Origin of the sequence: Rhodococcus sp. 05-2255-1e (assembly GCF_002259025.1) — a bacterium.
GTDB lineage: Bacteria > Actinomycetota > Actinomycetes > Mycobacteriales > Mycobacteriaceae > Rhodococcoides > Rhodococcoides fascians.
The window spans coordinates 562,969-587,878 of the sequence record NZ_NOZE01000033.1; the positions used below are offsets into that span (position 1 = coordinate 562,969).

The 24,910-nt window shown below is 64.6% G+C and carries 25 protein-coding genes; 14 read left to right on the forward strand and 11 right to left on the reverse strand.

Annotated features, from left to right (window positions below):
* Window positions 1–2: 2 nt before the first annotated feature.
* Window positions 3–2,027 carry an amidase gene (locus tag CH262_RS21615; RefSeq protein ID WP_048317438.1) on the reverse strand — a complete coding sequence of 675 codons (2,025 nt, stop codon included), beginning with the start codon at window positions 2,025–2,027 and terminating at the stop codon, window positions 3–5.
* Between the two features lie 105 nt (window positions 2,028–2,132).
* On the opposite strand from CH262_RS21615, the gene CH262_RS21620 reads away from it, so the two are divergent.
* Window positions 2,133–2,756 carry a TetR/AcrR family transcriptional regulator gene (locus CH262_RS21620; RefSeq protein ID WP_032367318.1) on the forward strand — a complete coding sequence of 208 codons (624 nt, stop codon included), beginning with the start codon at window positions 2,133–2,135 and terminating at the stop codon, window positions 2,754–2,756.
* A gap of 24 nt (window positions 2,757–2,780) precedes the next feature.
* Here the strand turns inward: CH262_RS21620 and CH262_RS21625 are convergent, their stop codons facing one another.
* Window positions 2,781–4,991 carry a sensor domain-containing protein gene (locus CH262_RS21625; protein WP_094718401.1) on the reverse strand — a complete coding sequence of 737 codons (2,211 nt, stop codon included), beginning with the start codon at window positions 4,989–4,991 and terminating at the stop codon, window positions 2,781–2,783.
* A 227-nt stretch (window positions 4,992–5,218) separates the two neighbouring features.
* Window positions 5,219–5,818, reverse strand: a complete 600-nt coding sequence (gene wrbA / locus CH262_RS21630; RefSeq protein WP_027495694.1) for an NAD(P)H:quinone oxidoreductase — start codon at window positions 5,816–5,818, stop codon at window positions 5,219–5,221.
* 137 nt (window positions 5,819–5,955) lie between these two features.
* Between wrbA and CH262_RS21635 the strand changes: the two genes are divergently transcribed.
* Entirely contained in the window at window positions 5,956–7,134 is a 1,179-nt protein-coding gene (locus CH262_RS21635) for an acyl-CoA dehydrogenase family protein (protein WP_032389109.1), read from the forward strand.
* A 29-nt stretch (window positions 7,135–7,163) separates the two neighbouring features.
* Here CH262_RS21635 and CH262_RS21640 read toward each other — a convergent pair whose 3' ends face one another.
* Window positions 7,164–7,769, reverse strand: a complete 606-nt coding sequence (locus CH262_RS21640) for an NAD(P)H-dependent oxidoreductase (RefSeq protein WP_032389108.1) — start codon at window positions 7,767–7,769, stop codon at window positions 7,164–7,166.
* Window positions 7,770–7,848: 79 nt separating this feature from the next.
* Here CH262_RS21640 and CH262_RS21645 point away from each other — a divergent pair, with 79 nt between their 5' ends.
* Window positions 7,849–8,424, forward strand: a complete 576-nt coding sequence (locus CH262_RS21645; RefSeq protein ID WP_032389107.1) for a TetR/AcrR family transcriptional regulator — start codon at window positions 7,849–7,851, stop codon at window positions 8,422–8,424.
* 19 nt (window positions 8,425–8,443) lie between these two features.
* Here CH262_RS21645 and CH262_RS21650 read toward each other — a convergent pair whose 3' ends face one another.
* Window positions 8,444–9,868, reverse strand: coding sequence for an amidase (locus CH262_RS21650; RefSeq protein WP_094718402.1), 1,425 nt, complete (start codon window positions 9,866–9,868; stop codon window positions 8,444–8,446).
* 251 nt (window positions 9,869–10,119) lie between these two features.
* Between CH262_RS21650 and CH262_RS21655 the strand changes: the two genes are divergently transcribed.
* Window positions 10,120–11,694, forward strand: coding sequence for an AbgT family transporter (locus CH262_RS21655; protein WP_240933836.1), 1,575 nt, complete (start codon window positions 10,120–10,122; stop codon window positions 11,692–11,694).
* Window positions 11,695–11,721: 27 nt separating this feature from the next.
* Here the strand turns inward: CH262_RS21655 and CH262_RS21660 are convergent, their stop codons facing one another.
* Entirely contained in the window at window positions 11,722–12,711 is a 990-nt protein-coding gene (locus CH262_RS21660; RefSeq protein WP_094650787.1) for an Lrp/AsnC family transcriptional regulator, read from the reverse strand.
* Window positions 12,712–12,819: 108 nt separating this feature from the next.
* Window positions 12,820–13,824 carry a 1-aminocyclopropane-1-carboxylate deaminase gene (locus CH262_RS21665; protein ID WP_032366833.1) on the reverse strand — a complete coding sequence of 335 codons (1,005 nt, stop codon included), beginning with the start codon at window positions 13,822–13,824 and terminating at the stop codon, window positions 12,820–12,822.
* Window positions 13,825–13,923: 99 nt separating this feature from the next.
* Between CH262_RS21665 and CH262_RS21670 the strand changes: the two genes are divergently transcribed.
* Window positions 13,924–14,598, forward strand: a complete 675-nt coding sequence (locus tag CH262_RS21670; RefSeq protein WP_094718403.1) for a GntR family transcriptional regulator — start codon at window positions 13,924–13,926, stop codon at window positions 14,596–14,598.
* A gap of 60 nt (window positions 14,599–14,658) precedes the next feature.
* Window positions 14,659–15,084, forward strand: a complete 426-nt coding sequence (locus tag CH262_RS21675; RefSeq protein WP_032407238.1) for a nitroreductase/quinone reductase family protein — start codon at window positions 14,659–14,661, stop codon at window positions 15,082–15,084.
* 1 nt (window position 15,085) lies between these two features.
* Here CH262_RS21675 and CH262_RS27815 read toward each other — a convergent pair whose 3' ends face one another.
* Window positions 15,086–15,235, reverse strand: a complete 150-nt coding sequence (locus CH262_RS27815) for a hypothetical protein (protein WP_167328339.1) — start codon at window positions 15,233–15,235, stop codon at window positions 15,086–15,088.
* Window positions 15,236–15,358: 123 nt separating this feature from the next.
* On the opposite strand from CH262_RS27815, the gene CH262_RS21680 reads away from it, so the two are divergent.
* A complete protein-coding gene (locus tag CH262_RS21680) occupies window positions 15,359–16,060 on the forward strand; it encodes a GAF and ANTAR domain-containing protein (RefSeq protein ID WP_256988902.1) in 702 nt (233 codons plus the stop codon).
* A gap of 13 nt (window positions 16,061–16,073) precedes the next feature.
* Here CH262_RS21680 and CH262_RS21685 read toward each other — a convergent pair whose 3' ends face one another.
* Window positions 16,074–17,291, reverse strand: coding sequence for a glycosyltransferase (locus tag CH262_RS21685; protein ID WP_179275080.1), 1,218 nt, complete (start codon window positions 17,289–17,291; stop codon window positions 16,074–16,076).
* A 549-nt stretch (window positions 17,292–17,840) separates the two neighbouring features.
* On the opposite strand from CH262_RS21685, the gene CH262_RS21690 reads away from it, so the two are divergent.
* The 4 genes from CH262_RS21690 to katG all read left to right on the forward strand — a co-directional run bounded on the left by CH262_RS21690 (window position 17,841) and on the right by katG (window position 22,344).
* Complete coding sequence (locus CH262_RS21690) at window positions 17,841–18,320, forward strand: STAS domain-containing protein (RefSeq protein ID WP_052063090.1); 480 nt, start codon at window positions 17,841–17,843, stop codon at window positions 18,318–18,320.
* A gap of 82 nt (window positions 18,321–18,402) precedes the next feature.
* Window positions 18,403–19,542: a carboxylate-amine ligase gene (locus CH262_RS21695; RefSeq protein WP_094718406.1), complete on the forward strand. Its 1,140-nt coding sequence runs from the start codon at window positions 18,403–18,405 to the stop codon at window positions 19,540–19,542.
* A 106-nt stretch (window positions 19,543–19,648) separates the two neighbouring features.
* Window positions 19,649–20,122, forward strand: coding sequence for a Fur family transcriptional regulator (locus CH262_RS21700; RefSeq protein ID WP_045842162.1), 474 nt, complete (start codon window positions 19,649–19,651; stop codon window positions 20,120–20,122).
* The gene (gene katG, locus CH262_RS21705; RefSeq protein WP_094718407.1) at window positions 20,119–22,344 is read left to right on the forward strand and encodes a catalase/peroxidase HPI; all 2,226 of its coding nucleotides are present in this window, start codon (window positions 20,119–20,121) and stop codon (window positions 22,342–22,344) included. Before CH262_RS21700 ends, katG begins: the two co-directional genes overlap by 4 nt.
* An 11-nt stretch (window positions 22,345–22,355) precedes the next feature.
* Here the strand turns inward: katG and CH262_RS21710 are convergent, their stop codons facing one another.
* Window positions 22,356–22,640, reverse strand: coding sequence for a DUF3263 domain-containing protein (locus tag CH262_RS21710; RefSeq protein WP_094718408.1), 285 nt, complete (start codon window positions 22,638–22,640; stop codon window positions 22,356–22,358).
* A 287-nt stretch (window positions 22,641–22,927) separates the two neighbouring features.
* Here CH262_RS21710 and CH262_RS21715 point away from each other — a divergent pair, with 287 nt between their 5' ends.
* Together CH262_RS21715 and nadE are read left to right on the forward strand one after the other, a co-directional pair.
* Window positions 22,928–23,437: a CinA family protein gene (locus CH262_RS21715; protein WP_094718409.1), complete on the forward strand. Its 510-nt coding sequence runs from the start codon at window positions 22,928–22,930 to the stop codon at window positions 23,435–23,437.
* Between the two features lie 51 nt (window positions 23,438–23,488).
* A complete protein-coding gene (gene nadE, locus CH262_RS21720; RefSeq protein ID WP_094718410.1) occupies window positions 23,489–24,343 on the forward strand; it encodes an ammonia-dependent NAD(+) synthetase in 855 nt (284 codons plus the stop codon).
* Between the two features lie 18 nt (window positions 24,344–24,361).
* Here nadE and CH262_RS21725 read toward each other — a convergent pair whose 3' ends face one another.
* Complete coding sequence (locus CH262_RS21725) at window positions 24,362–24,709, reverse strand: DUF6328 family protein (protein WP_256988903.1); 348 nt, start codon at window positions 24,707–24,709, stop codon at window positions 24,362–24,364.
* Here CH262_RS21725 and CH262_RS21730 point away from each other — a divergent pair.
* Window positions 24,666–24,910 (forward strand): DUF6328 family protein (locus tag CH262_RS21730; protein ID WP_256988904.1); only part of this gene is annotated, 245 nt, incomplete at its 3' end. The genes CH262_RS21725 and CH262_RS21730 overlap by 44 nt on opposite strands.

A 24,910-nucleotide genomic window follows, 5' to 3' on the forward strand; every position in this document is an offset into this window, starting at 1 on the left:
GATCAGAGAGGCGATCCGTCGGTGGTCGCCATGGCACCGGCGACACCACCATCTGCGCAGCGGGCGACGGCGACGACGAGGGGACCGTACGGTGCCCGCCACTCACTGTGCAGGGTGTCGTACGAACCTGGCGGAATCGACACTGTCCCGGTGACGGCGCTGCCCGTCGTGTGGAGCGGCACTCTCACTCCGTCGACGAAAGCCTGTACGTCGTCGATGGAACCGCCGTCGATCCGGACGGCGAAGGTGAGTTCGTCGCCCGCGGAGCCCGGCCGAATCTGCACGTCGGTCACTGCGATGGAGGCATCCGAGTCACCGGCACCGACGATGCCGTCGAACACGTGCTCGTCGGTCAGTGCCGGGGTGCGTGCGGGAGCCATTCGTCGTGCCCCGAGGGCGTCGACGGAACGGGCGAGACGCAGCAGGGTCGAATCGGAGTAGGCAGCACCGGCCAGGGTCAAGCCCACCGGCATCGACGTGTCGCTCATCGACCCCATGGGAACGGTGACGGTGGGTATGCCGAGGTGGCGGGGAACGAGATTGCCGTTGGCCACCCAGACTCCGTTGCGCCAGGCGATATCGGCGGACGCGACGTCGACATCGGCGTCGGCGGGGCCGACATCGGCGACGGCAGGAAAGACGACTGCGTCGAAGCGGTTGTCCTGCAACCACTTCTCGAAGTCGACGCGGCGGACCTCTTCCAATCCGCGCATGCCGGCCTCCACGGACGGAATGCGATCGAACGGCGTCACCCCTGCTTTCGCCATGGGAACGTAGTCCGCCAGATCGTAGGCCGTGTCGAACGGCAGAATGCCGTAGCGATCGGGTAGCGCGCCCGTGGGATGCGGGAAGATGCGCGCCCCGTCGGTCTCGGCCAGGCCGCGCAGGCCTGGCTGACCGTTCGCGGCGAGGAAGCTGTCGAACGCCCACACGGAGAGTTCTTCCAGCTCGCGGTCGAGGAACTCGGCGGGAACGAGACCGCGGTCGACCATGGTCTGCGAGTTCGGGTGCAGGCCTTCGTAGTTCTCCACGACGGGGAAGTCGGTGTCGATCACTTCTGCGCCTGCAGCCGCCAGATCGTCACGCATGGTCTGCCACAGGGTCATAACCGAATCGCGGGTATGGATCGGATATGCGCTGTCGGGATCGCCGTTGACGTACAGGCGAGGTACGGCGAGCCGGAGCCCCTGCAACGGCAGTGGCGGCAGATCGGTGAAGGACGCGGGCCGAACATCCGAGGCCGGGGGGATCGACACCCACTCCTGCATGCGCCACAGGTCGCCCTCGGTGACCGCGTCGTCGGCCACGACCACGTCCAGTAGGTGCAGTAGGTCGTCGACCGTACGGGCATGCGGCACAACGACATCCATCGTGGGCACCAACGGCCAGTTGCCCCGCACCGAGATCACCCCGCGAGAGGGCGTGTAGGCGACGAGCGCATTGTTCGACGCGGGTGCGCGGCCCGAGGACCAGGTTTCCTCGGCGAGCCCGAAGGCAGCGAAACTCGCAGCTGTCGCAGTACCCGATCCGTTCGACGATCCCGAGCCGAACGCCGAGGTGAGAAACTCTGCGGAGTAGGGGCTTTCGGCGCGTCCGTAGAGTCCGCGCTGCATTCCACCCGCTGCCATCGGCGGCATGTTGGTCAGGCCCAGGCAGATGGCGCCTGCCGCTCGCAGCTGGGCCACGGCGAAGGCGTCGTCGGTCGCGACGAGGGTCTCGAATGCGGGCGAGCCGGCCGTCACAGGGAGGCCGCGCACCTTGTAGCTGGACTTGGCGGTGTAGGGGATTCCGTCCATCGGGCCGAGGGTCTGCCCAGCGCTCCGGCGCCGGTCGGCTGCGCGGGCTTCCTCGAACGCGTCGGGGTTCAGTACCGGAACGGCGTTGAGGCTGATGCCGGTGCGGTCGTAGTGCCCGATTCGATTGAGGTAACGCGCTACCAGTTCGACGCTCGTCACAGTGCCCTCGGCGAGCGCGGCGGAAACGCCGGCGACATCGGCCTCGACCACGGTGAAGGAAGAAGAAGTCATGACAGAACTAAAACACACACTGTCGGTTTTGGGAACGGGTGAATCGAAAAAAATCCCGACATGCAAGGCTGTCCGTACTCGACGACCGCCCGAGAGGAGGCGACCATGGCACGACCACCTCGCGCCATTCTCAGCCGTGACCTGATCGCCCGCACCGCATTGGCCCTGGTCGATCGGCACGGAGCCGACGGTGCGAGCATGCGGGGCGTGGCGCTGAAATTGGGCGTGAACCCTACTTCCCTCTACAACCACGTCGCCGACCGCGCGGCGATGATCGAAGACGTCCGAGCGCTGGTCTCGGCCCGAATCGACTCGGCACCGCTACGCGAATTGCCGTGGGAGGAGGGCCTCGTCGAATGGGCGAGGTCCTATCGATTGGCGTTCGCGGAGCATCACCGCGCCGTTCCCCTCCTCATGACCACACGCGCATCGACCCCGGTGCTGTTGGCGGAGTACGAGGATTTCTCTGTTGCCGCAGAGGCGGTGGGCTGGGCGAGCAGGGATGTGTTACCTCTGCTGACCGCGTTCGAATCGTTCATCCTCGGCAGTGTCCTCGACATGTCCGGCCCGAGTGTCGTATTCGATCCTGCCGGCCAGGAGGAGGCTTTCCCGCGGTTGGCCGCGGCCTACGAGACCGTCCAACACGAGGATGCCGACGATCCCATTGCCACCCGCGCCTTCGAGATGGGTCTGGCGATGCTCGTCGCATCGGCGCGCCCCCGGCGGTGAGATCGAGACCCGTGTTCGACGCGCTCAGCGTTGTCGCGCTGCGCTGTCACGGGACAGCAGCAGTGCCGTGTGCTCGGCGTCGGCGGGCCGACCCAGCAGAAATCCTTGCACCAGATTGCATCCCGCTGCGGTGAGAGCGTCGAGTTGCACCTGCGTCTCGACGCCTTCGCCCACGACGGTCACGCCGTAGGCTTTCGCCAGTGACACGATGGCGGTCAACACTTCTCGTCCTCGCTCGGTGTCGAGAGCGTCGATGTACGTTCGGTCGATCTTGAAGCTGCCGATCACCGGGAATCGTTCGAGGTAGGCCAGGCTGCTGTAGCCCTTCCCGACATCGTCGAGTGACAACGCAACTCCCATCTCGTGGAGTCTCGCCAAATTGGACGCAACCGTGCCGGTGTCGGCGAGCCATTCCGTCTCGGTGAGTTCGAGAACGACGCCGTCAGCGTGCGCACCTGTGGTGAGCAGGGCGGCAGCCACTCGATCGGGAAAGGCCGGGTCGCGCAGTTGCAGAGCACTGATGTTGACGCGCATGCCGACGCAGCCCAGCCCGCGCCAGTCGACGAGTTGTCGACAGGCGGTGGTGAGGGCCCAATCGTCGAGAAGCGTTGCCACACCCGTGCGTTCGGCCACGGCAACGAATTCGGACGGTTCGATGGGACCGAGATTCGGGTGCTGCCAACGCGCCAGAGCTTCGACGGAAACGATGTGTCCGGTCTCGACGTCGATCACGGGTTGGTAGTCCAGTGTGAGGTCGCCGGAGGCCACGGCGCGGCGCAGGTCCACCGACATGGAGCGCACCCGGTCGGCGTCGTAGAGGTCGCTCGAGTCGAAGACGGCGTGCCCGGCCCTGGTGTCCTTGGCGCGGTACATCGCCAGGTCGGCCGATCGAAGGAGCTCGCGTCGGGTCGAGCCCGCAGTGGACACCGCAACTCCGATGCTGGCGCTCACCGGAATCGGGTCGTCGCCCTCGTCTTCCGCGGTAGGGGCCGCGAGAGCGGAACGGATGCACTCGGCGACGCGTTCGGCATGTGCGACGTCGTCGATGTGATTGCAGATCATCAGGAATTCGTCGCCGCCGAGCCTGGCCACGGTATCGCCAGGTCTCGCGGTCGCGGCCAGGCGGCGTGAGAAGTGCACGAGTGCGCGGTCTCCGACGTCGTGGCCGAGGCTGTCGTTGATGATCTTGAAATCGTCGACGTCGAGCAACAGCAGGGCCACTCGGCCGCCGGTGTCCGCGACCTGTGCGAGCGCAGTGTCGATCGCGTCGTACGCCACCGCCCGATTCGGCAGTTCGGTCAAGGGATCGTGCGCGCTGCGCCAGCGCAGCTCGCGGTCGAGTTCCACTCGTTCGAGTGCAGCGGAGAGCACTCCGGCGACTGCGGAGACGAATGCGATGTCTCCGTCGCCGAAAACGTGTGGTTCTCGGCCGAACAGGATCAGTACGCCCCACAGCCCGGCACCGATGGTGATCGGAACGGCGGCACCGCTGCGGAAGCCCAGGGCAGCCATGGCCGAGGTGTCGAATCGTGTTTCGGATTCGACGTCGGAACACACGGTGATCGCCCTTCGCGCCAAGGCATAACCGGTCAACGACCCGTCGCCGGTGGCAAGCACGAAATCGTGTGGGAGCGTGCGGGTGATCGCGTCGACGGACAGAAGCGGGTCGGTCGAGTCCTCCGAACGTCGGGCCAGGGCCGCAGACTCGACGCCCACCAACTTGGCCGCCGTGCTCGTGGCCGCGGTCAGCACAGTATCGAAGTCCGCCGTGACGGCAAGTGCGCTCAATTCGGCCAGTGCCCGTTGCTCGACTGCGATTCTCTCCGCCGATACAGCCGCGGCCAGCAGGTCCAGATCACGCTGGTGGCCACGGGTGCGGTCGCGGACGATGGTGGCGATCAGGTCGGGTTCTCGCCCGGAACGTCGAACGACGAACGTGGACAGGGCAACGGGAATGCCCGCGCCGGAGACGAAGTGGCGTAATTCGGTACGGCCCTGCCAGTGACCGGTCGTCTGCAACGCATGTTCGACGTCACCGGAGACTTCGAGCCCGCGGGCCGTGAAGAAATCTGCTGTGAACAGGCCTGTCGACGGCAGTTCCTCCAGGCCGACCAGGCGGAGGCCGACCGGATTGACGTCGATCACGCTGCCGGAGAACTCGGACAGGGCCACCATGTCGGGCGATTCGTCGAACAGGGCGCGGAGAACGAGCGGATCGAAGCCGGGATCCTTCATCGATGTCCGTTTCGCACTGGTCGCAGCGACGAGTCGGTGGGCGACGCCACCGACCGCTCGCAGAAGTCAGCGGAGTTGCTGTTCCCTGCACACAGCATGGCGGTGCGCGCCCGAGATGACAAACACGCCGTTTGCCATCACGCATGTACTACGTCCGGGTCCGCACTGGCGATGTGCGGACCCGGACGCGAATCGGGCGGTCTTCTCGAGGTGACGAGAGCCGGCCTTTACTTCGCCAGAGCCTCGGCGATGGTGACGACGCGCGTGGCCATGTGGGTCAGCGCTGCCGTGGTCGCGTCGTCCAGTTCGTTCTTGTTCTCGGGTCCGGTGACGTGGCTGACGCCGTAGGGGTTGCCGTCGGCGAACTTCAGTCCGTCGGTGTATCCGGGCGGAACCAGGACGCCGCCGAAGTGCATCAGCGAGGTGTAGAGACCGATGAGGGTGGTCTCCTGGCCGCCGTGCGCGGTCTGGCTCGAGGTGAAGGCGGCGTATGCCTTGTTCGCAAGTTCACCCTTGGCCCAGTAGCCGCCGAGCGAGTCCATGAAGTTCTGGAACGGTGCTGCGGTGCTACCGAAACGCGTCGGTGATCCGAGGATGACGCCATCGGCCCAGACGATGTCGTCGCCGCTGGCAGCGGGAAGATCCTTGGTTGCCTCGTAGTTGGCGGACCAGGCGGGGTTCTCGGCGAAGGTGCTGGGGTCGCGCGTCTCCGCGATGTGCCGCACGCGTACTTCGGCTCCAGCTGCCGTCGCTGCGTCGGCGAGCTTGTTCGCCATCGTGGATCCGTGGCCAGTTGCGGAGTAGTAGATGATTGCGATCTTCGTCATCGATGAGACCTTTCGTCGGGTGGACATCCGAAGTAGTTGCGATGTCAACTGCATTCGATGGTACCCACTATGATTGTTGTGTCAACTACTCGCGGTTGTCGGTTGTCCGATCCGTGGGCAGCGTCGATAGTGGTGCCATGACCGTGCGCAATGCCGAGGTACCCGACGACGTCTTCGCGGACGTGAAGAAGCAGGTCTCCCAGTTCGTCCGATCGCGGGTGGTTCCGCGTGAACTCGAGATCATGAACGCCGATTCGATTCCCGACGATCTCCGGAGACAGTCCGCCGAGATGGGGTTGTTCGGATACGCGATTCCGCAAGAGTTCGGTGGTCTCGGCCTGGACTTGGTTCAGGATGTCGAGATTGCCATGGAGCTCGGCTACACCACACTGTCGTTGCGGTCGATGTTCGGCACCAACAACGGAATCGCGGGCCAGGTGCTCGTCGGGTTCGGCACCGACGAGCAGAAGGCAACGTGGTTGCCCGGCATGGCGGCCGGCGACGTCGTCGCGTCGTTCGCGTTGACCGAGGACGGTGCCGGCTCGAACCCGGCAGGGCTGAGAACGACGGCAGTAGTGGACGGTACTGGCTGGATCATCAGCGGAAGCAAGCGCTACATCACCAATGCGCCCATCGCGGACCTGTTCGTCGTGTTCGCGCGAGTGGACCCGAAGCCGAACAGCGGCAACGGGATCGCGGTGTTTCTGGTCCCCGCCGACGCTGCGGGTGTCGAGGTCGGTGACAAGGACGCGAAGATGGGTCAGCAGGGAGCAGGAACCGCGGATGTGACGTTCACCGACGTCGAGGTCGACGCCGACGCTCTGGTGGGCGGCAACGGTGACATCGGATACCGGGCGGCGATGACGTCGTTGGCGCGTGGCCGCGTCCACATCGCAGCGCTCGCCGTCGGTCAAGCGCAGCGTGCCCTGGACGAATCCGTCTCCTACGCTGCGTCTTCCACGCAGGGTGGCGAGCCCATCGGCAATCATCAACTCGTCCAGGCGATGATCGCCGACCAGCAGACGGGAGTCATGGCAGGCCGGGCCATGGTGCGTGAGGCTGCCCGAGCCTGGGTGGAGGACACCGATCGACGGATCGCGCCATCGGCGGTGAAGCTGTTCTGCACCGAGATGGTCGGCACAGTTGCCGACCTCGCGGTCCAAATCCACGGCGGCGCAGGGTATATGCGCGGCGTTCCCGTCGAGCGAATCTATCGAGATGTCCGTCTTCTCCGCCTGTACGAGGGCACGAGCGAAATTCAGCGACTGATCGTCGGCGGCGGTTTGATCCGTGCCGAGCAGAAGCGGAATCGCTGACCACCCTCGTCCCGCGTGGCTGTGGCAGGTCAGGTGAGCGCGCGCTGCGCGGCGACCCGGTCCGCGACCGTGCTACCGATAGCGGAGATCTCGGTAGCGAGTTCCGCGCGACTCCTGGTGTCCGACCCGTATACGAAGTTCGTGGATCCCACTGTGGCACCGCAGTATTCGATGATGCCGCGTTCGATCTGCGTTCGAATGGCCTGATGGACGCCATGGCGCTCGAAGCTGTCTGCATCGTCTCCCGCGACGACGACCAGATGGATGGTGAGTCGGTCCAGCTTCTTCACGAATACTCTGTCCCCGTATTCGTAGGCCCAACCCTCGACGAACACGCGGTCGATCCAGCCTTTCAGTAGCGCCGGCATCGACCACCAGTACATCGGGAAGACGAGAACCAGGTGTTCGGCGCGGTCGATCCGTGTCTGCTCCTCGGCTACATCGGACGGTGTGCTCCCGTTTCCACGAAACAGGCTCAGATCTGCAGCCGAAAATCGTGGATCGAAGCTCTCCGCGGCGAGATCTGCGGTCTCCACGGTGGTGCCCGTGGATCGGATGGCCTCGACTACGGAGTGAGCGACCTGATGGGTCAGAGAGTGCGGGTCGGGATGGGAGACTACGACGAGCGTGTTCATGGCTGTTCCTTCGGCTGGGGAAGATCGGCTATGTACGAACAGTAGGTTACTATTAGTATATAAGCAAGGAGGTAGCGGAATGGCACGGACGAGGCTGTCGCGCTCCGATCGAAACGCCCAGTTGATCGAGGTGTCCTGGGCTCTCGTACGCGCCGAAGGGGCCGACGCGTTGACTCTCGGACGGCTCGCAGAACATGCCGGTGTCGCGAAACCGGTGGTGTACAGCCACTTCGCCTCCCGCGCCGAACTTCTTGCCGCTCTGTTCACCGAATTCGATGCCAGGCAGGCGGCGATGCTGGAGGAATCTCTCGACTCGGCACCCATGACGGTCCGCGGTCGGGCGCAGGCCATTGCCGACTCCTACGTGGGGTGCACATTGGCCCAGGGGAGGGAATTGACGGGTGTGCTTGCGGCACTCGAAGGTTCGCCCGAACTCGAACAGGTCAAGCGCACCGCCGAGCGCGCCTACTTCGAGCGGTGTCGGGAGATTCTGCGTCCGTTCACCGATGCCGACGGCATGTCCACGCCATCTCTGACCGCCGTCTTCGGTGCCGCAGACGCGTTGTCCCACGGTGCCGTATCCGGGTCACTCACACCGGCCGAAGCGATCGGGGAGTTGACCGATCTGATCGTCGCCGCGGTCGCCAGGTCCTGAACTCGGCCCGCCGGATCTGTCAGACGGTGGCGGCCGCCGATTCGGGCGCACGACGGTGGAATGCCGTCTCGGCTTCGAATGCATGCGCTACCCGGAGCAGCAGGTGATCGGCGCGATCGGCGGTGACGATCTGCAATCCAACCGGAAGGCCGGATGAGCTGAAGCCGCCGGGCATCGACAGCGACGGTAGGCCTGTCGCCGAGATCAGCGAAGCGGCCCGCATCCAGTCGAGGTAATTGTTCATCGGCGTGCCGTCGACGACGGCGGGGTACTCCTCGTCCGCGGGGAACGGAAGTACCTGAACGGCAGGCGCGATCAACACGTCGTATCGCGAGAAGAACTGTCGCACTGCGGTATCGAGGTTCTTGCGAGCGGTGTTGGCGGAGATCATGTCTCGTGTCGTGAGCGCCATTCCCTTGTCGACGTTCCACTGCACGGCGCTCTTCATGCGATGCCGGTGTTCGTCCAACAGGTGCCCGTAGGCGGTGGCGAAGTCGAAGGCACGCGTCGTCTGGAACACCTCGTCCGCGTCGGACAGGTCCGGGCAATCGACGTCCACACTGGCACCGAGTTGCTCGAACACGTGCAGTTGGCGGCTCAGGACGTCGATCACCTCACGGTCGACGGGTACGCCGAGACCGAAATCCGTTGTCCACGCTACTTTCAGCCCACGCAGCGAGCCGGCCTCCTCCGAGCGGTACGAGTCGTCGAGCGGGAGACCACGAGGGCTGGACGAATCCGGACCGGCGAGTGCGCGCATCAGAAAGCGCACGTCCTCGATGTCGTGCGCGAGCACGCCCTGCCGAGCGATCCAGGCCCACGGGTTCTTGGCGGGCAGCATCGGAATTCGGCCCAACGACGGCCGGTATCCGACGAGGTTGCAGAACGATCCCGGAGTGCGCAGCGACCCGCCCATGTCCGACCCGTCGCCCGCCGGTTGTATCCCGGCGGCGATGGCGGCGGCGGCACCGCCACTGCTGCCGCCGGCACTGCGAGTCGGATCGTACGGATTGGTGGTGGTACCGAACAGCGGATTGAAAGTGTGTGAACCTGCAGCGAATTCGGGAACGTTGGATTTGCCGGTGGTGTTGACACCTGCGCGCTTGAGGCGGGCGATGATGCCCGAGTCCTCGGTGGGGACGTTGTCGGCCAGAATCGGCGAGCCGAAAGTCGTGCGCAGACCGGCGGTCAGGTGATTGTCCTTGTGCGTCATCGGGACGCCGTGCAGAACGGGCAGTGCCTCGCCGGACACCGTTGCGCGGTCTGCTGCACTCGCACGTTCGGTCGCCCCATCGATGTCGAAGGTCACGATCGCGTTGACGACAGGGTTGACGTCGTCGATGCGAGCCAGATGCGACTCGAGCGCCTCGCGGGCCGAGATCTCGCGATCACGGATGTGTGCCGCGAGCGCGCGCAGGGACAGTGACTGAATGTCGCCGGTCATGAAACTCCTCGCTTCGATCCGGATCGGCCGGAGTTGTTGTCGGAAGCCTGTTTCAAGACTGCACCACCGCGCGGAGCCCACCGGGCTATCGTCGTCCATTGAGCGTTTTCGCCGTTGGATTGGCGGTTTCGCTCAGACGGCCGAAAATTTCACACATGCAACATATCGGCAACGTGAACCGACTTGAGTGAGCAGGACATCCGAGCCCGGGGCTCGGTCGCAATCCGACGGTATGCGAAAGAGAGTCAATCATGTCCAGTCAGATCGACGGTCCACCGGCAACTGCGGATGCGCCCGAAACACGAATGCCCTGGGGGCTGAAGACACTGTTCCGTCTCGTGTCCAGCATCGAACGCGTCGGCAACAAACTGCCGCACCCCTTCCTGCTGTTCTGGCTTCTGGCCGCAGTGCTGGCAGTGGTCAGCGCGATCCTGGCCGCACTGGGCACCGGGGTGGTGCTACCCAGCACCGGTGAGGTGTCGATGGTTCGCAGCCTGCTCAGCAGTGACGGCGTAGCCATGATCTTCGGGACGGCACTGGACAACTTCGCGGGGTTCGCGCCGCTCCCCATCATCGTGACCGTCATCCTCGGCGTGTCCGTCGCCGAGCATTCCGGTGTGCTCACCACGCTGCTGCGCGCCACCATCGTGAAGCTGCCCGCCAAGTGGGTGACGTTCTCGGTTGCCTTCGCCGGGACCATGTCTCACGTCATGTTCGACGCGGCATTCATCGTCGTCCTTCCGCTGGCGGCAATGGCGTTCAAAGCAGCGGGCCGAAGTCCGGTACTGGGCATGATGGTGGCGTTCGTGGCCATCGCCGGTGGCTACAACGCGTCACCGTTGATCACACCCAGCGATGCCATCATGTCGTCGTTGACGACCTCCGCCGCTCAGATCGTCGATGCCGATTACAGCGTGACCCCGGTGGACAACTACTTCTTCAGTCTCGCGTCGTCACTGGTGATTTCGATCTTCATCACCCTGGTGGTGGAGTTGGTGATGGCCAAGCACATGAATCTCGATGCCGACGAGGGCGTCGAGGACGGAGCGGAGAAGCTGGCACTCGATCTCGAGCCGATCGAGAAGAAGGGAATGCGCCGCGCCGGAGCAGCTTTGGCGGTGTACGTGGCCGTCGTCGTCGCGGCACTGCTTCCTCCCTCGTCGCCGCTGCGTGGTGAGGACGGCGGGTTCGTGCAGTCGATCGTGCTGCAGAACATCGCGTTCTTCATCGCGATCGCCTTCGTCCTGGTCGGATGGGTGTACGGACGCACCACCGGCAGTCTTCGGCAGCTCCGTGAGATTCCGGAATCGATGGCCGTCGGCATCAAGACCCTTGCTCCGATCCTGGTGCTGTTCTTCGCAATTTCGCAGTTCCTCGCCTACTTCAAGTGGACCGGCATCGGCAACGTCGTTGCGGTCGAGGGCGCGGAACTGTTGAAAGCCGGTGGATTACACCCCCTCGTGGTGTTCGCCATGATGCTGGTGCTGATCTCGGTGATGAACCTGCTCGTCACCAGCGGTTCGGCGATGTGGTCGATGTTGGCCCCGGTTCTCGTGCCGATGCTCATGTACATCGACGTCAACCCAGAAACCACCCAGGCCGTCTACCGAATCGCCGATTCCTGCACCAACGCGATGACTCCGATGTCGGCCTACTTCGTGCTCACCCTCGGACTCATCCAGCGCTACAAGAAGAATGCAGGCATCGGTACCCTCGCCTCGTTCACCATCCCTGTCGCGCTGGGCATGCTGATCGTGTGGGCGGCGTTGTTCGCAGTCTGGTACCTGCTCGGCATCCCGCTCGGCCCCGGCGCACCGATCCGTTGACCGCAGTGACTGCCGCGTCGTACCGGATCAATACAGGTACGACGCGGAGTCCGCAGCCAGCAGACGGTTGCCGCTGCGTTTGGTGGCCCGCAGAATCGACACCACCGAGATCGCGTCGGCCAGGGTGGCCCAGTCCGAGGCAGTTGTCATGCGATGCAACGCCATTCGGTCCGGGCACGCGAGGTTGACGAGCAGACTGTCCGAGCCCGCGAGGGCCACCGCGTATCGAACCTCGGAATGTGCGAGCAGTAGCTCGACCAGTGCTTCGTGGTGTCGAGGCGGAACCTTGACCCAGGCAAGGGCTTCCGCCGAATACCCCAGCAACGCCGGTTCGACGACCACCCGCAGTCGGGATTTGTTGGTCTGCTCCAGCGTGTCCATGTGGCGTCGGACAGTGTTCTCGGTAGCGCCGACGACGCGCGCGATGTCCGAGGTGGGCGTCCGGGCATCCTCGGCCAGGACGCGCAGAATGCTGCGGTGCAGGGTCGAGATCTCCGGTCCCACACGGCCGTCCGGTTGGTAGCCCTCGTGTACGGGAGGCGTCAGGGCCGCGATCTGGTGCGAATTGAGAATTGCCGGCCGCCACTCGCGGACCGAGCGATAGACCCGCGTGATGGGATCTACCCGAATGCGTCTGATCCCGGTGATGCCGGGTAGGTCGTCGAGCATCAGATCCGCCAGATGGGCATCGTCGACCAGGACTTCGGCGACGCATTCCTCGTGCCCCGACGTGGCGTACACGAACATCGTGTCGTCGCGGCGCGCCAACCCGACTGCCACGGCACGTGCCATACCGACGTGACATCGAGCTCGCAGAACGACCGCGCCTGTCGCGCCGATCACGCCGACCACGCGCACGTCCCCGGAATCGAGTAGTTCCTTGCCGCGTCGGGTGACGGTGCGTTCGGGTTCACCGAGCGCCTCGGCGATGCTGACCCAGGACGCCCGGGGATTGACCTGCAGCGCCGCCGTGATTCGGCAACTCAGCGAGTCCAACTCGTCGGAGCGCTGCCTCATGCGTACACCTTCGCTCGTCGTGCCGACTCGGGTCGGCCGGTGCAGAAACAGGTTCGGTGCCCGAGGATCACCTGTCGATCCTCGGGCACCGGTACCGCGAAGTCCAGCTCAGAAGATTCCGCTGTACGCGTTGAGGGCGGGCTGACCACCCAGGTGCGCGTAGAGAACGGTGGAGTCCTTGCCGATATCGCCCTGCTGAACCAGATCGATCAGTCCGGCCATGGACTTGCCCTCGTACACCGGGTCGATGATCACGCCTTCGAGACGGCCGGTGAGCTTGATTGCCTCGATCGTGGAGTCGACGGGTATTCCGTAGTAGTCGCCGGCCCAGCCTTCGAGGACGGTGATCTCGTCGTCGCGAAGATCGCGTCCCAGTTCGATGAGTTCTGCTGTGTTACGGGCGATTCGGGCCACCTGGTCGCGGGTCTGAGCGATCTTGGCGGACGCATCGATGCCGATCACTCGACGCGGCCGTTCTTGCCCGGCGAACCCGGCGATCATGCCGGCATGCGTCGACCCGGTCACGCTGCACACGACGATCGTGTCGAAGAAGACGCCGAGCTCCTCTTCCTGCTTCTGTACTTCGTACGCCCAGTTGGCGAAGCCGAGTCCGCCGAGCTTGTGGTCGGAGCCGCCCGCGGGAATGGCGTAGGGTTTGCCGCCCGCTCGCTCGACGTCCTCGATGGCCCTCTGCCAGCTGTCCTTGAATTCGATTCCGAAGCCCGACGGATCGAGGCGGACATCTGCACCCATGATGCGGGAGAGCAGGATATTGCCCACCTTGTCGTTGACCGAATCCGGCCAATCGACCCACTTCTCTTGCACCAGAACGGCTTTGAGTCCGAGCTTTGCGGCGACCGCAGCCACCTGTCGCGTGTGGTTGGACTGCACGCCACCGATCGAGACCAATGTGTCGGCACCCTGCGCGAGTGCGTCGGGAACGATGTATTCGAGCTTGCGGGTCTTGTTGCCGCCGTAGGCCAATCCTGCGTTGACGTCTTCTCGCTTGGCCCAGATCTTGGCCCCGCCGAGGTGCGCGCTCAGTCGTTCCATCGGGTGAATCGGGCTCGGGCCGAAGGTGAGGGGATAACGCTCGAAGTCCGCGATCGCCACGTGGTTCTCCTTTGATCGGTGTGTCATGCAGGATGCAATATATCGCATACTGTACGTGGGACACCTCGCCAGCGAAAGCGGTGGGCTACGATATTTTGCATGCCGGTCCCCGTCGAGCTCGGAAAACACAAGCGCTCCCTGCTGCGCGACAACGCCTACGTCTCGATTCGCGACGCCATCGTCGACGGCACCTTCGCGCCCGGCGAGCGGCTGCGGGATGCCGAACTCGAGCAGTGGCTCGGGGTGTCGCGGACACCTATTCGCGACGCCATGGCCAGGCTGGAACTGGCGGGCCTCGTACACACCCAGCCCGGGCGTTCGACCATCGTGTCGACCATCGAACGCAAGGCGGTGCTGGACGCGCAGGCGGTCGCGGCATCGATGCATGCACTCGCGGTCCGGACGGCGGTACCGCTGATGAACAAGCGCGACATCGCCGCGATGCGTCGCGCCAACAAGGATTTCGCCGCCGCATTCACCCGAGGCGATGTGGACCGCGCGCTGGCCGGCGACGACGCGTTCCACGCAGTCGCCGTCGAAGCGAGTCAGAATCAGGTCGTGGTCACGGTTCTCGAGCAGGTGACGCCGACCCTGCGCCGGCTCGAACGACTACGGTTCGCCTCGCTGGTGGGCCGCGATTCGATAGCCCAACACGAACGAATCATCACGCTGTGCAGTGAGGGTGACGCGGTCGGCGCGGCCGCTGCCGTGCAGGAGAATTGGGAGTCGTTGTCTTTGCTCGTCGATCACGAGGACGGAATACCGGGAAACTGACACCGTCGAACGCCGGCGAAAAGCGGAGTGGCCGCGCCGCATCGGCGGCATAATCGGCCCATGGCCGACTTCAACGAGATCATCATCGACGAGTTCCGAAGCAACAATGGCCACGTGTCCACGGCCGGCTTCGGTGATTCGCTCGTCGTTCTGCACACGATCGGTGCCAAGAGCGGTGCGGTGCGTCTCAACCCGCTCATGGCGATTCCGGAGGGAGAGAGCTGGTTGGTGGTCGGCTCGGCTGCCGGGTCACCGAAAGATCCAGCGTGGGTGCACAATCTGCGAGCCCATCCGGCCATCGACATCGAGACACCCGGGGACGGAGGCATTCGCACCGTTGCCGTCGACGCCGACGAGATTCCGGAATCCGAGTGGGACCGGCAGTGGCAGAAATTCCTCGATGCCTCGGACGGATTCGCGAAATACACGGAAACGGCCGAGGGCAGGCGGTTCCCGATCTTCCGCCTGACCCCGACCGCCCAGTGAATCAGTTCTGCGTGTCGTCCTCGGGCGGGTGTGGGACGTTCTCTTCGTCGACGTGAGCACCGACTGCAGCCTCGTCGGGAGATTCTTCGCGCGGACCGTCGTTGCTGCCCTCGGATGGGATCTCTGCACCTGCATCGGTCGGCATGGTCATGAGCACTCCTGATCGTCGGTCGGTTGGTTGCTGCGCTCTGCATGCCCCGCTTCCGGTGGACTCAACCGTCGAGCGGTCGATTCCTGTTGACTAGCATCGTCAGGTATGGGACCCGATCGATCGATGACAGCTCGCGACCTCACACAGGCGATTGCCGAAGCGACGAGGTCATTTTTCGCACCGTCCAGTCTCGACGAGACTCTGCGCGGCGTGACGGAGAGCGCCCGATCTCTGATACCCGCGGTCGATTGCGCCGACATTCTCGTGGTGGCGGGGCCGAAGAAGTACCAGTCGCACGCCGCGACCAGTGAGCTGCCGGTGCGCCTGGACGCAATGCAGGAACGCCTCGACGAGGGGCCGTGCATCGATGCCGCACGAAGCGAGCTGTTCGTGCGGTGCAACGACTTCCGCTCCGATTCCCGCTGGCCACGTTTCGGTCCGGAGGCGGTGGGAGCAGGGGTTCTCAGCAGCCTGTCCTTCCGCCTCTACACCAACGAGGACACCATCGGGGCGCTCAACCTGTTCGCACTGACCAGTGATGCGTTCAGCGACGAGGACGAGGAACTGGGTCGCGTGCTCGCAACCCACGCTGCGGTGGCGTTGTATGCAGCGAACAAGACCGAGCAGTTCAAGTCCGGCTTGGCTTCACGGGACATCATCGGCCAAGCCAAGGGCATGTTGATGGAGCGGTACGGTATCGACGCGGTACAGGCGTTCGACTTGATTTCACGGCTGTCGCAAACCCAGAACATCCCGGTGGCCGCCTTGGCCGCAGAACTAGTCGACCTCGGTTCCGAATCGAACAAGGGCCGCTCGTCCAAATAGGCTCGCCGGCTGTTCACACCGTGTGCCGACGAGAGGGTGCAGTCGGCGGCACCGGATGGTCGTGAGGCGTCCCGGAGTTCACTGTCGACCCGGTCTGTGCGGTTGCCTCGTAGACGCGTGAGGTGCCCTCGGCGATGCGGTCCCACGAGAAGCGAGATTGCGCACGGTCGGAGCCGGACACTCCCAGCTCGAAACGCCTGGACTCGTTGCGTAGCAGCAGGGCCAGCTCTCGTGCCAAGCGACGACGGTCGCCCGGCCTGATCGAGCGGCCGGTGACCCCGTCGATCACCAACTCTCCGGCGTAGCCCACTCCGTATGCGACGACGGGAAGTCCGCACGCCATGGCTTCGAGGGTGGCGATCCCTGCCGATTCGGTCGGGGACAGGCAGACGAACACGTCGGCCGACCTCAACAGCGACGACATGTGGCGATGGCGGACCGGGCCGGTGAACACCGTGCGCCCGGCCATGCCGTGTGCTGCGGCGACCGTGCGTAGCTGCGCCACGCCGCTGGATTCGCGTGGCTCGCCGCCGACAACGACCAATTCGGTGTCGTCGAGTTTTCCGAGCAGTTCGATGATCGTCGATACCTCGGCATCCGACCCGACGGTCGCCACCCGACACGCGGCACCGCTGCGTGGTGCGGTCGGTCCGGATGGATCGAAGTCACTCAGATCCACCCCGGTCGGGACGATGGACACCTTGGCTCTGGCGACGCCCATCCGCGTCAACATGTCGGCCTCGTCGGGACATGACGCGATGATGCGGCTCGCCGATCGAGCGATCTTCTTCTCCATAGCCGCCCGGGGAACCACCGAATCGGTGCCGGCCGTCGGGGGCCCGGATCGGTCGGTCGCGGCGAGACCGTGGAACGACATCACCGTGGGGACGCCCGTCGCGCCGGCGGCCAGTATGGTTGCCAGCCCCGACACCCATGAATGTGCATGTGCTACATCGGGTTTCGTTCGGAGCAAGTGATCGCGGAGCGAGGAGGCGAACGCACTCGTGTGAGGTATCGATTCCTCTTCGGTCATCGGGACAGCAGGCCCCGCAGACAGGTTGACCACCCGGTAACCGTCGGGGGTGAGCAGCTCGTCCTCGTGGTTTGGGTTCTGCTTCCTGGTGTATACGTCGACTCGGGTGCCGGCGCGGGCCAGCGACGAGGCCAGCCGATCGAGCTGGGCAGCCGATTGTTCTGCCTCGATGCCGGCCGCATCAATTATCGGACTCACGTGTTCGGAGACAAGCGCAACGTGCATATCGATTCGATCCCTGATGGGTTCGCACGGCCCCTTTCGGGCGCATAGCCCGGCACCGGTGAAGGGTGTGGGATATGCCGACCCGATTTTGGAGTCAGCGTGCTCGAGACGCGGCCAGAACGGTCATCGCAACTGGGCGTCGAACAACACCCTATTACGTGCAGCCGCGTTGCGAAACCTCACACGAGGGAGTTGCCATCGCTGGAACGCTCACAACGGGCCGAACCGACGTGCCTTGCGGCCGAAGCGGGGAGCGTGTTCGGTACGGCTACCGGGCACTGAATTGCGGTCGGTTCAACCGTCAACCGCCGACAATCGCAGCAGCGTAGCGTGTTTCGCCAGGCGCATTTGTGTATACACTGTTTCCACGCGGTTGAGGAGAAGCCCCGTAGTCAGGAAGTAGCGACTGCGAGATGTGCCCGACCGCGCTCTTCGACACCTGATGGTCCGAGACTCGTATTCTCGAGAACTGGTGTCAGAGGCAGCCGACAGTCTCCGGTCGCGAGCCGGTGGAGGTGGGCAATGGTGTTTCTACGGTCGGTGCACAGTGATCCGGAATCGATTCGATTGTCGTTCTGTGGGCCGGACAATCCCGAGGACGGCGCATTCGCGCTGTCCGTGGACGAACTCGTCGGCGGACCGGTCGTCATCCGCATCGTCGGGTCGATCGACAGATCGGCAATTCCGGTCATAGGCGAATGCGTGTCGGAGGCCATCGTGTGCGGGCGGTCGCTGGTCGTGGATCTGCTCGATGTCGAATTCGTCGACCCCGCAGTGGTTCCCGTCCTCTCGGCAGCTGCCTCGCGGCTCGCTGCACACCGGTGTCGCGCGATCGTCGCCTGTACACCCGAGCTGCAGCGACAACTCGATCCGAGTGGCGCTCACCTCGGTACGGAGTGCGTCCGCAGCGTCGCGGACGCCGTTCGAAGTGCGGTGAAACCGGCGAGATCCGAACAGGTTTCGAATTCCTGCACAGGCGAGACGCCTGCGCGGTCGGCGTGACCGGCAGTTCCGCACCGTGCACGATCGTCGCCGCGGTGTATCTCGCGGTGGTCGTCGGCGATCACTCGGGCGACAGCGCCCGATGAGTGCATGGGCAGTTCCCACGGTTGGAGTGGAGGAGGAGTTCTTTCTCGCCGACATCGACATGCTGCGTCCGGTGGCGGTCGGACCCGGTGTCGTCGCGCATGCCCGAGCTGCGGGAATCGATGCCGTCTCGGAGCTGACCGAGGTACAGGTGGAGGCCAATTCGCCTCCGCTGCAGTGTCTTCGCGAATTGCGGGAGAACGTGATCTCCACCCGCGCCACGCTGTCGGCGGTGGCCCTGGCGCAGGGTGCCCACTTACTGGCGGCAGGCGTGTCGCCGGTTGCGCCTGCTGATCGTGGCCGCCTGCCCATCTCGGACGGCTCCCGCTATCGGCGTCTGGCCGAGACCTACGGGGCACTGGCAGAGAGCGTTGCCACGTGTGGGGGTCACATTCATGTCGAGGTGCCGGACAAGGAGACGGCGATCGGGGTATGCAATGTCGTGCGACCCTGGCTCCCGACACTTCTGGCGTTGACGTGCAACAGCGCTATACACGACGGCGTCGACACTCGGCACTCGAGTTGGCGTTCGACGGTGTGGGGCAGGTGGCCGACGGCTGGTCCGCCCCCTCACCTGAGTTCGACGGCGGAGTACGACGACCTGGTCGGCTCGATGATCGAGACCGGGATGATTCTCGACGAAGCATCGCTCTACTGGGATGTACGGCCCAGCTCCCACCAGCCGACGGTCGAGGTGCGGGTCGGCGACGTACCTGCGGTCGCCGAGGAGATGGTGTTGTCCGCTGCACTGGTCCGCGGTCTCGTCGTCACGGCCCTTCGGTCCATCGACCGCGGCGAGCCGGCACTCGTCGTGGCCGGCAATCACCTCGCAGCGGCATACCACCGTGCCCGCATGGATGGATTGACCGGCGTCGCAGTGGATCCGAGCACCGGGAGACCGGTGTCGGCATCGAGTCTGCTCCGATCGCTCGTCCGCTACGTGGAACCGGCGCTGATCAGCACAGGCGACCTCCGCTGCGTGCAAACTTCTCTCGAACGTTTGACGCACCTCGGGAACGGCGCGCAACGCCAACGCCGGATCTTCTCGCGCAATGCAGACGCTGCCGCCGTCGCTGCTCACGCAGCCCGTTTCACTACTGCCGAGTGGAACTCGCCGGTGGCACAGGACGCGGGTTGATCGCGGTGGTCGGCCTCGTCTGTAGGCGGCCGTGCCCGCGCCGCGACACTCGACCGATTCCAGGAAACGATCGACGATGCGAACGAAGGTGGTTATCGTGAAAGCCATGGCAAGCACTTCCGCCAGCATGCTTCGTGACGCCGGACTGAGGGTGACGCGTCCCCGAGAGTTGGTTCTCGATATCGTTGATGCACAACCGCATTCCGATACCGACACCATCTTGCGACTGGCGCGCGCCACCCTGCCCACGGTCTCGAAGCAGGCCGTGTACGACGTGCTCGATGCGTTGACTGCATCGGGTTTGGTTCGTCGTATCCGCCTCGCGGGTCACTCCGCACGTTACGAAACCAGGGTGGCAGACAATCATCACCACATCGTCTGCCGTTCCTGTGGTTTCATCGTCGACGCCGACTGCGCCACCGGTGAGCCACCGTGTGCACGACCCGCCCGAGATCACGGTTTCGTCCTCGACGAGGCCGAGGTGACCTACTGGGGAACGTGCCCCAGTTGTGCATCCGACCGATCGATCGCAGCCCGCGATCGTCCATCCACAATGCCCATCGGAAAGGACAATTCGTGACCTCCGACGCACGCCCACCCCACTCCGCCACCGAGACCGCCAGCACCAGCGAGAGCGAGAATCCGGTCATCGAGTCGCCGAAGCCCAAGGCGCACGCACCGCTGACGAACAAGGACTGGTGGCCGGAGCAGATGGACCTGTCCATCCTGCATGCGCATACCTCCAAATCGAACCCGTTCGGCGAAAAGCTCGACTACAAAGCGGAATTCGAGAAGCTCGACGTGGACGAGCTCAAAGCCGACGTCGTCTCGGTGATGACCACTTCGAAAGATTGGTGGCCGGCCGACTACGGCCACTACGGCGGACTCTTCATTCGTATGAGCTGGCACGCCGCCGGCACCTACCGCACGTTCGACGGACGAGGCGGTGGGGGTCAGGGCGCGCAACGCTTTGCGCCACTGAACAGTTGGCCGGACAACGCCAACCTGGACAAGGCGCGTCGGTTGCTGTGGCCGGTCAAGCAGAAGTACGGCAACAAGATTTCGTGGGCTGATCTGCTGGTGTTCGCCGGTAACGCGGCGCTCGAGTCCATGGGGTTCGAGACGTTCGGATTCGGCTTCGGTCGGGAGGACATCTGGGAACCGGAAGAGGTCTTCTGGGGTCCCGAGGATCAGTGGCTGGGCACCGACAAGCGATACTCCGGCGAACGGGAGCTCTCCAAGCCCCTCGGTGCCACCACCATGGGCTTGATCTACGTCAATCCCGAAGGCCCCGAGGGAGAGCCGGATCCGGTGGCCGCGGCCCACGACATCCGGGAAACCTTCGCGCGGATGGCGATGAACGACGAGGAGACTGCGGCGCTGATCGTGGGCGGACACAGCTTCGGCAAGACGCACGGTGCCGGTCCGGCCGACAAGATCGGGCCCGAACCCGAGGGTGCTCCCATCGAACAGCAGGGCCTCGGCTGGAAGAACGGCTACGGCAAGGGCAAAGCCGAGGATCAGATCACCAGCGGGCTCGAGGTGGTCTGGACGGAGACTCCGACGCAGTGGGGTAACGGCTACCTGAAGAATCTCTACGGATACGAGTGGGAGCTCACGAAGAGCCCCGCCGGCGCGTGGCAGTTCACTGCCAAGGACGGTGCCGGTGCGGGCACGATTCCCGATCCGTTCGGCGGTCCGGGCCGTGCCCCCACGATGCTCGTCACCGACATCTCCATGCGGGCAGATCCGGCGTACGAGAGGATCACTCGGAGGTGGTTGGATCACCCCGAGGAGCTCTCGCTCGCGTTCGCCAAGGCGTGGTACAAGTTGCTGCACCGCGATATGGGACCGGTGTCCCGGTACCTCGGGCCGTGGGTTCCCGAACCCCAGCTGTGGCAGGACCCAGTGCCCGCTGCACAAGGTGAGCAGATCGACGACGCGGACGCGGCGGCCCTGAAATCCGCAATTCTGGACTCGGGCTTGACAACTGCTCAGCTCATCGGTGTCGCGTGGTCGTCGATGAGCAGCTTCCGAGTCACCGATTACCGCGGCGGTGCCAACGGCGCTCGGGTTCGGCTCGAGCCACAGAAGAGTTGGGAGGCAAACGAACCCGAGGTCCTCCGCGAGGTGCTCGCAATCTTGGACGGTATACGCGAAAAGTTCGAGGGCTCGGCGGCCGGTGACAAGAAGGTCTCGCTCGCCGACGTCCTCGTGCTGGCCGGCAATGCGGCCGTCGAGAAGGCCGCACGCGACGCCGGGTACGAGGTGACCGTCCCGTTCCGGCCGGGTCGCACCGACGCGACGCAGGAGCAGACCGACGTCGAATCGTTCTCGGTACTCGAGCCACGAGCCGACGGGTTCCGCAACTACATGGCTGCAGGGGAGAGCACTCCCGAGCAGGTGTTGTTCCTCGATCGCGCCTACATGCTGAATCTGACTGCGCCCGAGATGACGGTTCTTCTCGGCGGTCTTCGAGCCTTGGGGGCCAACCACGGTGGTTCGAGCCATGGAGTGTTCACCGATCGCCCCGGAGTTCTGAGCAACGATTTCTTCGTCAATCTGCTCGACTCCGACACCGAGTGGACGACGAGTGAGGACGGCACCTACGTCGGCACGGATCGTGGCTCCGGCAGCCAGAAGTGGACAGCGACATCCATCGACCTGGTGTTCGGGTCCCATTCACAACTGCGAGCGCTGTCGGAGGTGTACGCCCAGGCCGACAACGGTGGCAAGTTCGTCGACGACTTCGTGGCCGCGTGGGCGAAGCTGGCAGACAACGATCGATTCGACATCCGGTAGCGCGGAGCCGATCACCGGGTGAGCCAGATGCGCCTTCTGGCAATGGCTTTGATTCGCGTCACCATGACAGGGCTGAGGCCGAACTCGCCGAACACGCTGCCGGGATCGCGGTTGAGGATCTCCAGCACGGTGCGGTAGTAGTCCTGAGTCGACATCGCGAAGGCGGACCGGATTTCCTCGTCCGGTCCGCCTCCGTGATTGACCCATCTCAGGGCGAAGTCGATCATGGCGCGGTCTGTGTCGGAGTAGAACGCTACCGGTCGCTCTGCCCCCGCAGAAGTACGTCGATTCGGCATAACACACCTCCTGGAACTGACTGTCGATCCGAAATTAGCACTGCTCGCGAACACGTGCCAAGGGTCCGGTATCTGCGATAAGGACCCGAATATCGGTCGTAAGCCCCGTGTTTGGACTGCCGTCGTGCGTGGAAGTCGATACACAGCTCGGCGTACGCGCCCGGGCCGTGCGGTCGAGCCAGGGGCCGGAGGTTCAACCCCTGCAGCCTCCGGCCCCGCGCCCACAGAACCAGTCGCTGAAACAATCCGGCGAACACCTTCGACGAATCAGGTACGGAGAGTGTGTGATGGACACCGATGCAGAACAGCGTCTACCGACCGAGGCCGACGCCTCCTCGGTATGTAGGAAGATTGCCGACCTGGCGCAGACGTACGACATCGCGATCGGCACCGCCGAATCGCTGACCGCCGGAAATCTCGCGGCCATGCTCGGCAAGGCACCGTCCTCGGGGCAGTGGTACCGCGGCGGAATCGTCGCGTACCACGAGAGCGTGAAGCACACGCTGCTCGAGGTCCCCGACGGCCCGGTCGTCAGCGAACAGGCCGCGACGGCGATGGCTCGATCGACGGCGTCGCTGGTCGGCGCACATCTGACGATCGCCGTCACCGGCGAAGCCGGGCCGCAGAGCCAGGAAGACCAACCACCGGGGACGGTGTGGGCAGCGGTGTACGACCGCGGCGAGGTACGCACCGAATGCAAGCACTTCGAGGGTGAACCGGAAGAAGTTCTGGCCCGGACCATGGCGTTTTCCCTCGATACCCTGCTGCGCCACGCGCGGAAACGGGCCCACGGGTAGCTGACGCCGGGGAGTGCAAACAACTGTTCGTCAACGAGATCGGAGCGCAGTATGAGTACCGATTCCAGTGTCCGAAGCCGTATTCAGCACGAGCTGGGTGTTCGGCCGTCGATCGATGCCGACGAGGAAATCCGCCGCCGGGTCGGTTTCCTCGCCGATTATCTGAGGGCCAGTGGCACAGCGGGTTTCGTGCTCGGCATCAGCGGGGGACAGGACAGCACCCTGGCCGGAAAGCTCGCTCGGCTGGCCGCTCGCGAGGCCGCGGAACTCGGTAACCAGGCCACATTCGTCGCGGTGCGTCTGCCGTACGGAACTCAGGCGGACGAAGCCGACGCCGTCGTCGCACTCGACTTCATCGAGCCGGACCGGACGGTCACTGTCGATATCCGCGACGCCGTCGACGCCTCGGCGCGCTCGGCCGCCTCGGCGCTGGATACTCCGCGTATCGCGGACTTCGTACGGGGCAACATCAAGGCGCGCGAACGCATGATCGCGCAGTACACGATCGCCGGCCAGGAGAATCTTCTGGTGGTGGGTACCGATCACGCGGCCGAGGCGGTGACGGGCTTCTTCACCAAATACGGTGACGGAGGCGCGGACGTCACTCCGCTGAGCGGTCTCACCAAAAGCCAAGGTGCGCAGCTCTTGCGGCACCTGAACGCACCGGAATCGACGTGGCGCAAAGTGCCGACAGCAGACCTGGAGGACGACCGTCCCGCGCTCCCGGACGAACAAGCACTCGGCGTCACCTACGCACAGATCGACGCATACCTGCAGGGCGGACCCGTCGACGACGATGCGGTGGACACCATCGAGTGCTGGTTCGACAAGACCCGGCACAAGCGCGCCATGCCGGTGGGGCCGGACGATCGGTGGTGGCGCACGGCCGTCGACTGCCGGCCCTGAGGCACCGTCGACGAGACGTTATCGACGGCGATGGATCCGGGGCAGTAGGAACCAGAACGCGACGGCCGTCGACGCCACGACAGCGGCCGCGGGGGCTGCGGCGCGCACACCGAGCACTATCTCGAACGTCAGGGCGGCTGCACCCACCAGTGTCACTCCCAACATGGCGAGACCGCTGATGGCGAGTATGTTGCCGACGCGCACTATGACCCCTATTGCACGCTGCCGGAACAGGAGTCGGTGCATGCTGACGGGAGCCGCCAACAGGATCGTCGCAAGCATCGACGCCGACACCGTCGTCAGATAGACCACGTGGCCGGCCGTGGACAGCCCGTCGAAGCGGGCCTGGAACGGCAAAGCGCGCAACGAAACTCCCACTCAGCAGTTGGATCGCAATTGGTCGTCGTTGCTACAGGAACTCCGTGTCGTACAGACCGGTGTACAACTTCTGACCGGGTTCTTGTTGACCTTGCCGTTCCAGGCCCGCTTCGACGGGCTGTCCACGGCCGGCCACGTGGTCTATCTGACGACGGTGTCGGCGTCGATGCTTGCGACGATCCTGTTGCG

Bases quoted from the DNA above. Each gene is read 5' to 3' on its own strand.
- CH262_RS21615 (WP_048317438.1), bottom strand. From the start codon at position 2,027: ATGACTTCTTCTTCCTTCACCGTGGTCGAGGCCGATGTCGCCGGCGTT.
- CH262_RS21640 (WP_032389108.1), bottom strand. From the start codon at position 7,769: ATGAACACGCTCGTCGTAGTCTCCCATCCCGACCCGCACTCTCTGACC.
- CH262_RS21675 (WP_032407238.1), top strand. From the start codon at position 14,659: ATGGCCGACTTCAACGAGATCATCATCGACGAGTTCCGAAGCAACAAT.
- CH262_RS21710 (WP_094718408.1), bottom strand. From the start codon at position 22,640: ATGCCGAATCGACGTACTTCTGCGGGGGCAGAGCGACCGGTAGCGTTC.
- wrbA (WP_027495694.1), bottom strand. From the start codon at position 5,818: ATGACGAAGATCGCAATCATCTACTACTCCGCAACTGGCCACGGATCC.
- nadE (WP_094718410.1), top strand. From the start codon at position 23,489: ATGAGTACCGATTCCAGTGTCCGAAGCCGTATTCAGCACGAGCTGGGT.
- CH262_RS21700 (WP_045842162.1), top strand. From the start codon at position 19,649: ATGGCAAGCACTTCCGCCAGCATGCTTCGTGACGCCGGACTGAGGGTG.
- CH262_RS21715 (WP_094718409.1), top strand. From the start codon at position 22,928: ATGGACACCGATGCAGAACAGCGTCTACCGACCGAGGCCGACGCCTCC.
- CH262_RS21695 (WP_094718406.1), top strand. From the start codon at position 18,403: ATGAGTGCATGGGCAGTTCCCACGGTTGGAGTGGAGGAGGAGTTCTTT.
- CH262_RS21680 (WP_256988902.1), top strand. From the start codon at position 15,359: ATGACAGCTCGCGACCTCACACAGGCGATTGCCGAAGCGACGAGGTCA.
- CH262_RS27815 (WP_167328339.1), bottom strand. From the start codon at position 15,235: ATGACCATGCCGACCGATGCAGGTGCAGAGATCCCATCCGAGGGCAGC.
- CH262_RS21625 (WP_094718401.1), bottom strand. From the start codon at position 4,991: ATGAAGGATCCCGGCTTCGATCCGCTCGTTCTCCGCGCCCTGTTCGAC.
- CH262_RS21620 (WP_032367318.1), top strand. From the start codon at position 2,133: ATGGCACGACCACCTCGCGCCATTCTCAGCCGTGACCTGATCGCCCGC.
- CH262_RS21650 (WP_094718402.1), bottom strand. From the start codon at position 9,868: ATGACCGGCGACATTCAGTCACTGTCCCTGCGCGCGCTCGCGGCACAC.
- CH262_RS21655 (WP_240933836.1), top strand. From the start codon at position 10,120: ATGTCCAGTCAGATCGACGGTCCACCGGCAACTGCGGATGCGCCCGAA.
- CH262_RS21635 (WP_032389109.1), top strand. From the start codon at position 5,956: ATGACCGTGCGCAATGCCGAGGTACCCGACGACGTCTTCGCGGACGTG.
- CH262_RS21645 (WP_032389107.1), top strand. From the start codon at position 7,849: ATGGCACGGACGAGGCTGTCGCGCTCCGATCGAAACGCCCAGTTGATC.
- CH262_RS21660 (WP_094650787.1), bottom strand. From the start codon at position 12,711: ATGAGGCAGCGCTCCGACGAGTTGGACTCGCTGAGTTGCCGAATCACG.
- CH262_RS21670 (WP_094718403.1), top strand. From the start codon at position 13,924: ATGCCGGTCCCCGTCGAGCTCGGAAAACACAAGCGCTCCCTGCTGCGC.
- CH262_RS21690 (WP_052063090.1), top strand. From the start codon at position 17,841: ATGGTGTTTCTACGGTCGGTGCACAGTGATCCGGAATCGATTCGATTG.